6 protein-coding genes are annotated in these 4,802 nt (G+C 73.3%); 1 reads left to right on the top strand and 5 read right to left on the bottom strand.

Annotation, left to right across the window (positions count from 1 at the left end; genetic code table 11):
- The 5 genes from ACWEQL_RS41060 to nuoH all read right to left on the bottom strand — a co-directional run.
- Nucleotides 1–1,753, bottom strand: a 1,753-nt coding sequence (locus ACWEQL_RS41060; protein ID WP_452156512.1) for an NADH-quinone oxidoreductase subunit 5 family protein, incomplete at its 3' end; no start/stop codon positions are given.
- A complete protein-coding gene (gene nuoK / locus ACWEQL_RS41055) occupies nt 1,750–2,124 on the bottom strand; it encodes an NADH-quinone oxidoreductase subunit NuoK (protein ID WP_452156510.1) in 375 nt (124 codons plus the stop codon). The genes nuoK and ACWEQL_RS41060, both read right to left, overlap by 4 nt.
- Nucleotides 2,124–2,846: an NADH-quinone oxidoreductase subunit J family protein gene (locus ACWEQL_RS41050; protein ID WP_452156508.1), complete on the bottom strand. Its 723-nt coding sequence runs from the start codon at nt 2,844–2,846 to the stop codon at nt 2,124–2,126. Before ACWEQL_RS41050 ends, nuoK begins: the two co-directional genes overlap by 1 nt.
- A complete protein-coding gene (locus tag ACWEQL_RS41045) occupies nt 2,843–3,421 on the bottom strand; it encodes a NuoI/complex I 23 kDa subunit family protein (protein ID WP_452156506.1) in 579 nt (192 codons plus the stop codon). Before ACWEQL_RS41045 ends, ACWEQL_RS41050 begins: the two co-directional genes overlap by 4 nt.
- Nucleotides 3,418–4,371, bottom strand: a complete 954-nt coding sequence (gene nuoH, locus ACWEQL_RS41040; RefSeq protein WP_452156514.1) for an NADH-quinone oxidoreductase subunit NuoH — start codon at nt 4,369–4,371, stop codon at nt 3,418–3,420. Before nuoH ends, ACWEQL_RS41045 begins: the two co-directional genes overlap by 4 nt.
- Between nuoH and ACWEQL_RS41035 the strand changes: the two genes are divergently transcribed.
- A partial coding sequence (locus ACWEQL_RS41035; RefSeq protein WP_452156504.1) for a pentapeptide repeat-containing protein occupies nt 4,276–4,802 on the top strand: 527 nt, incomplete at its 3' end. The genes nuoH and ACWEQL_RS41035 overlap by 96 nt on opposite strands.

Genomic DNA, 4,802 nt, shown 5'->3' with positions numbered 1-4,802 from the left:
CGGTGAGCCGGTCGTGGGCCGGGTCCTGCTCGATCAGCACGGCGGCCAGCATCCGGTGGGACTCGACGCTCAGGGCGTGGACGCGGATGGCCAGCAGCGCGCCGACCACGGCGAGGCCGGTGCCGATCACGGCGGTGGCGGCCGAGGGGCGCAGCGAGCCGCCGTCCAGCAGCGCGGGCAGCCAGTCCGAGCGGACGCCGGCGATGCCGAAGCCCATGGTCGGGATCGCCAGCACCCACAGCGGCCAGCGCATCGCGGACGGCTCCGCGGTGGCCGGGTCGGCCTCGTCCACCTCGGGCGAGTACGGCGCGTCGGCCTCGTGGTCGGTGCCGGCCACCGCGGCTGCGGGCGCCGCGGCCTGGACAGCGGCAGCGGCCGGGGCCGGGGCCGGGCTGTGGAACGCGATCAGGAACATCCGGGCCGCGTACGCGGCGGTGAGCAGCGCGGTCACCGCGGCGGAGACCAGCACGATCCACCCCGCCGACTGCGGGACGGCGGAGGCCGGGCCGACCCCGTTGGTCAGCGCCTCGCCGGTCGCCGCGTGCTCGGCGGCGGTGAGCACCGCCTCCTTGCTGAAGAAGCCGGAGAAGGGAGGCAGTCCGATCAGGGCGACCAGGGCGATGCCCATCGTCCAGTAGGCGTCCGGCACGCGCTTGCGCAGGCCGGGCATCCGGGACATCACGGAGATGGAGTTGGTGTGCGCGGCGTGGATGACCACACCGGCGGCGAGGAACAGCAGCGCCTTGAAGGCGCCGTGGCTGACCAGGTGGAAGACCGAGGCCTCGCGGTCGCCGCTGGCCAGGGCGCCGGCCATGTAGCCGAGCTGGCCGACGGTCGAGTAGGCGAGCACCCGCTTCAGGTCGTCCTGCGCGAGTGCGCAGAGGGCCGAGCCGACCATCGTCACGGCGGCCATCACGGCGAGCACGACCAGCGCCGCGCTCGACAGCAGGAAGACCGGCAGCAGCCGGGCGACCAGGTAGATGCCGGCCGCGACCATGGTGGCGGCGTGGATCAGCGCGGAGACCGGGGTCGGGCCGGCCATCGCGTCCGGGAGCCAGGTGTGCAGCGGGAACTGCGCGCTCTTGCCGGCCACGCCGCCGAGCAGCAGCAGCGCGGTCAGCGTCGGGTGCGAGAGCCGTCCGTCGCCGGCCGCGTCCAGCACGTCGCCGATCCGGAAGCTCCCGGCGTCGGCGCCGAGCAGGAAGACGCCGAACAGGAACGGCACGTCACCGAGCTTGGTGACCAGGAACGCCTTGAGCGAGGCCGAGCGGGCGTCGGCGGTCTCCCAGTGGTGGCCGATCAGGAAGTACGAGCAGACGCCCATGACCTCCCAGCCGACCAGCAGCACGATCAGGTCGCCCGAGTACACGACCAGGAACATCGCCGCCGTGAACAGCGAGACCAGCGCCGCGTACGAGGGGTAGCGCGGGTCGTCCTTGAGGTAGGCGGTCGAGTAGACCTGCACGCAGGTGGCGACCAGGCCGACCAGGACGGAGATCAGCGAGCTGTAGCCGTCCAGGTAGACGGAGAGCGAGATGCCGGGGCCGCCGGTCGGGGTGAGCCGGGTGGCGGCGTCCAGCGTCTGGCCGGAGCCCAGCTGGATCGCGACGACCAGGGCGAGCACGGCCGAGACGGCCACCGGCACGATCGCCAGCGGCCGGGCCAGGCCCGGGAAGCGCTTGCCGGTGGCCAGGGAGGCGGCGGCACCGAGCGCGGGCAGGGCGGGGACGAGGGCGGGCAGGGCGAGGTTCATGCGACGGCCTGGCCCTTCAGCCCGGTCTCGGCTCCGGTGGTCCCGTCCGTCTCCAGGGTCTCGGACGGGTCGCCGAGCGAGGTGACCCGGTCGATGTCCGCGGTGCCCCGGGCCCGGAACAGCAGCAGGACGATCGCGAGCCCGAGGCCGATCTCGGCGGCGGCGAGGGTGATGGTGAACAGGGTGAGCGCCTGGCCGGCGTGCAGGGAGTCCCGCAGCCAGGCGTCGAAGGCGACGAGGTTGAGGTTGACGGCGTTGAGCATCAGCTCGACGGACATCAGCACCAGGACGACGTTGCGCCGGGCGAGCACGCCGTACACGCCGACGCTGAACAGCAGCGCGGCGAGGACGACGGGGTAGGCGAGGTGCATCAGCTCTCCTGCGCAGGGGTCGTCGCGGCAGGGGTGGTGTCGGCGGGGGCCTCGGGAGCCGGGGCCTCGGGAGCCGCCGCCGGACGGGGCGCCGTCGCGGCGACCGTCCCGTTGGAGCCGACCGGGCGGCCCGCCCGCAGCCTGCCCGCGCGCGGCGGCGGGACGCGCCGCCCGTTGCCGCGCGACAGCACGATCGCGCCGACCAGCGCGGCCAGCAGCAGGACGGACAGCGCCTCGAAGGGCAGCACCCAGTGGCGGAACAGGCTGGCCCCGGTCACCGCGGCCGAGCCGCCGCCCGCGCCGAGGTCGATCCAGGAGGTCCGGAAGGCGTCCACGACCAGGGTCACCAGGGTGCCGCCCGAGGCCAGCGCGACCACCAGGGCGACCCAGCGGTTGCCGGAGTCGGCGTCCGGGGAGCGGCCGATCGGCGCCTTGGTGAGCATCAGCCCGAACAGCACCAGCACGACCACCGAGCCGAGGTAGATCAGCACCTGTACCCAGGCGATGAACTCGGCGGTGAGCAGCAGGAACTCCACGGCCAGCCCGCCGAGCGCGACGACCAGCCAGAGCGCGGCGTGCACCAGCTGCTTGGTGGTCACCGAGATCACGGCGGCGCCGAGCACGGCGATGCCGACCAGCAGGAAGACGATCTCCACCCCGGTCGGGGACAGGAAGGAACGGGCGGCCGGCTCCAGCGAGCCGGCGGCGAGCAGCGCGCTCACTCCGACTCACCCGCCTCGGCGGACGAGGCCGACGCCTCGGCGGCAGCAGCGGCAGCCGTGGCGGCCGCCTTCTCCGCGGCCTTGCGCGCGGTGGCGATCTCCTTGGGCTCCTCGGCGGCCGGGTCCAGCGCCGGCGGCGCGGGCACGGTCCACATCCACTCGCGCAGCTTGTCGCGCTCGTGGGTCAGCTCCAGGATGTCGGTCTCCGCGTACTCGAACTCCGGCGACCAGAACAGCGCGTCGAACGGGCACACCTCGATGCAGATCCCGCAGTACATGCAGAGCGAGAAGTCGATGGCGAAGCGGTCCAGCACGTTGCGGGTGCGGGCGCGGGCGTTCGGGTCGGCGGCCGGCAGCGTCTCCTTGTGGGAGTCGATGTAGATGCACCAGTCCGGGCACTCTCGGGCGCAGAGCATGCAGACCGTGCAGTTCTCCTCCAGCAGCCCGATCACGCCGCGCGAGCGCGGCGGCAGGGCGGGCTGCACCTCGGGGTACTGCGCGGTGATGCTCTTCTTGGTCATCGTCCGCAGGGTCACGGCCAGGCCCTTGGCCAGGCCGGCTCCGGGGAAGCTCATGAGATCGCCACCTTGATGACGCCGGTGAGGGCGAGCTGAACGAGGGCCAGCGGGATCAGCACGGTCCAGGCGAAGCGCATCAGCTGGTCCTCGCGCAGGCGCGGGTAGGTCACCCGCAGCCAGATCACCACGAAGGCCAGCGCGAAGGTCTTCAGGATCGTCCAGAGCCAGCCCAGGTCGTCCGGCAGCGGCCCGTGCCAGCCGCCCAGGAACAGCACCGCGGTCAGCGCGGAGACGACCAGGATCCCGACGTACTCGGACAGCAGGAACAGCGCGAACCGCAGACCCGTGTACTCGGTGTACGCGCCGAAGATGATCTCCGAGTCGGCGATCGGCATGTCGAACGGCGGGCGCTGCAGCTCGGCGAGGCCGGCCGTGAAGAACACGAAGGCGCCGATGATCTGCCACGGCAGCCAGTACCACTGCCAGGCGTCCACGATCCCGGGCAGCGAGAGGGTCCCCGCCGCCATCGCGACCGAGGCCGCCGCGAGCACCATCGGCAGCTCGTACGACATCAGCTGCGCGGCCGTGCGCAGACCGCCGAGCAGCGAGAACTTGTTCGCCGAGGCCCAGCCGGCCATCAGCTTGCCGATCACGCCGACGCCCATCACGGCGAGCACGAAGAACAGGCCCGCGTCCACGGCCTGGCCGACGAAGCTGTCCGGGCCGACCGGGATGGCCAGCAGCACGAACAGGTACGGCAGCAGGGAGACGGCGGGGGCCAGCTGGAAGACCTTGCGGTCCGCGCCGGCCGGGACGATGTCCTCCTTCTGCGCGAACTTCACCCCGTCCGCGACCAGCTGGGCCCAACCGTGGAAGCCGCCGGCGTACATCGGCCCGAGGCGGCCCTGCATGTGCGCCATGACCTTGTGCTCGGTCTGGCCGATGATCAGCGGGAAGGTCAGGAAGACGACGAGCGTGGCGACGCAGCGCAGCAACGTGTCGAACAGGTTCACGCGCCGTCTCCGTCCGTGTTCTCGGGGGCCGTCTTCTCGGGGGCTGTGCTCTCGGGGGCCGTCTTCTCAGGTGCCGCCGTCTCGGGGGCGGCCTTCTCGGGCTCCTCGGGAACGGCGGCCCCGTCGCCGGAAGTCGGACCCGCCGACTTCTCACGCTTCTCGTCCGCCAGCTTGGCGGCCCCGGACTCCTCCGCTCCGTGCGCCGGCACCGGCTTGTGCCAGGGCGCGTCGGCGGACCGGGTCCGGGCGGGCGCGGCCCGCTCGGGCCGCGTCGCGGCGGCGGTCCCCTCCGGTGCGGCGGGTCCGTCAGCAGCGGGCTCGGCAGCGGGCGCGGCCGCCTGGCTCACCGACCCCGCGTCCACCGAACGCGTCCGCCGCGGCCGGTCGGCCCGCACCGCGGGCGCGCCCTCGGCCCCGGCAGCCCC

The organism is Kitasatospora sp. NPDC004240 (genome assembly GCF_053603215.1).
Note: the sequence above shows the minus strand (reverse complement) of the source record. Positions and strands in the feature narration are given on the sequence as shown.

Excerpts from the sequence above, each read along its gene's own strand:
- nuoK (WP_452156510.1), bottom strand. The coding sequence starts at position 2,124 with ATGCACCTCGCCTACCCCGTCGTCCTCGCCGCGCTGCTGTTCAGCGTC.
- ACWEQL_RS41045 (WP_452156506.1), bottom strand. The coding sequence starts at position 3,421 with ATGAGCTTCCCCGGAGCCGGCCTGGCCAAGGGCCTGGCCGTGACCCTG.